Source organism: Mesorhizobium sp. M7A.F.Ca.CA.004.06.1.1 (assembly GCF_003999135.1).
In the GTDB taxonomy this organism is placed as follows: Bacteria; Pseudomonadota; Alphaproteobacteria; order Rhizobiales; family Rhizobiaceae; genus Mesorhizobium.
The window spans coordinates 1-1,460 of record NZ_RZPQ01001080.1 but is presented as its reverse complement, the minus strand read 5'-3'; the positions used below and the strand labels follow the sequence as shown (position 1 = coordinate 1,460).

Sequence of the window (1,460 nt, the reverse complement as noted above, 5' to 3'; positions counted from 1 at the left end):
GCTCTGGTCGGCGCCTATGCCGGCTGGGCCGATCACCGCGCGGGAAAAGCAAGACCGCCGCCCCCAAAGCGATCCATGCCCGGTTTCCTGACGCGAAAGTTCGTGCTCGCGGCAACCGGCCTTGCCATGACCTCCATCATCGCCGGCAGCGCCACGACGCTGTTTGCCATCTGGCATTTTCAGCGTGTGTCGCCGCTCAGCCTGTTCGCCAATCTGGCGGTTATGCCGATCGTCACCGTCGTCATGTTCCTGGCTGTCGCAAGCGCGCTGCTGATGCCTTTCGGATTGGATTGGCCGGCCCTCTACCTGATGGGCAAGGGCCTGACGGTGATGATCGCCATATCGGGTTGGATCTCCGAACGTTCGCCTGTCGATGGGGTTGGGCTGATTTCGCAGCAATCTGTCCTGCTGGTGACAATTGCCCTGGTCATCGCGACGATGGCGACAACTTGGCTGCGGCTCGCTGCTCTGCCATTCGCGCTGGCAGGCTTGCTGACCGTCTCGGATACGCGCACGCCGGATGTGCTGATCTCGGAAGACGCCCGGCTGGTGGCGTTGCCGATCGGTGGCGGCGAGCTTGCCGTCAGCCGGGAACGGCCGAACGAATTCACCGTCGACAACTGGAAACGCGCCCTGACATCAGAAACCATCGTCGTGCCAGAGGTGTTCGACAAGAGCGATGGGCAATTCGACGTCGCGGACGCCGTTGAGCTACCGCCGGGATCGCCGTTCTATTGCTCCTCAGGCGTTTGCGTGGCCAGGCATATGTCCGGTGCGATCATTGCCTATGTCGAGGACCGCAAGGACACCTGGAAAGCCTGTGGCTTCGCCGAGCTGATCGTCATCAATGACGCCACCGCCTATGACGCCTGTCACAATCCGCTGGTTCTCGTCATCACCAAGCGGCAACTGGCTCGCAAAGGCAGTGCCGCGGTCTTCTTCGATCGCCAATCGGCGACCACGCCGGCGACAATCAGCTTCGCGGTGAACAGCCCATATCGGCCCTGGCACACGCAACGCAAATACTCTCGTGAGGCGAGGGGGCTGGCACCCTTCAAGAAACCCGAGAAGCCAGCGGCCAACCCGCAGCCGCCTCAGTAGCGGCGGATGAGGCCGACGAGCTTGCCTTGCACCTTGACCCTGTCTGGGCCGAAAATACGGGTTTCATAGGCCGGATTGGCGGCTTCGAGAGCGATGGAAGCGCCCTTGCGGCGGAACCGCTTCAGCGTCGCTTCCTCTTCATCGACCAGCGCCACGATGATCTCGCCGGGGTTCGCCGTGTCGGCATTACGGATGATGACGGTGTCGCCGTCGAAGATACCGGCCTCGATCATCGAGTCGCCCTTAACCTCCAGCGCATAGTGGGCGCCGCCCATGATCATGTCCGGCGGCACCGAGATCGAATGCGTCTGATGCTGGATGGCATCGATCGGCACACCGGCGGCGATACGGCCCATGAC

At 62.5% G+C, this 1,460-nt stretch carries 2 protein-coding genes; one reads left to right on the top strand and one right to left on the bottom strand.

The window, feature by feature from the left end:
* The coding region (locus EN906_RS33995; RefSeq protein WP_206529255.1) for a ComEC/Rec2 family competence protein at positions 1–1,101 on the top strand (1,101 nt) is incomplete at its 5' end.
* On the opposite strand, the gene lexA is transcribed toward EN906_RS33995, so the two are convergent.
* Positions 1,095–1,460, bottom strand: a 366-nt coding sequence (lexA, locus tag EN906_RS33990; RefSeq protein ID WP_127375770.1) for a transcriptional repressor LexA, incomplete at its 5' end; no start/stop codon positions are given. The two genes, EN906_RS33995 and lexA, sit on opposite strands and share 7 nt — an antisense overlap.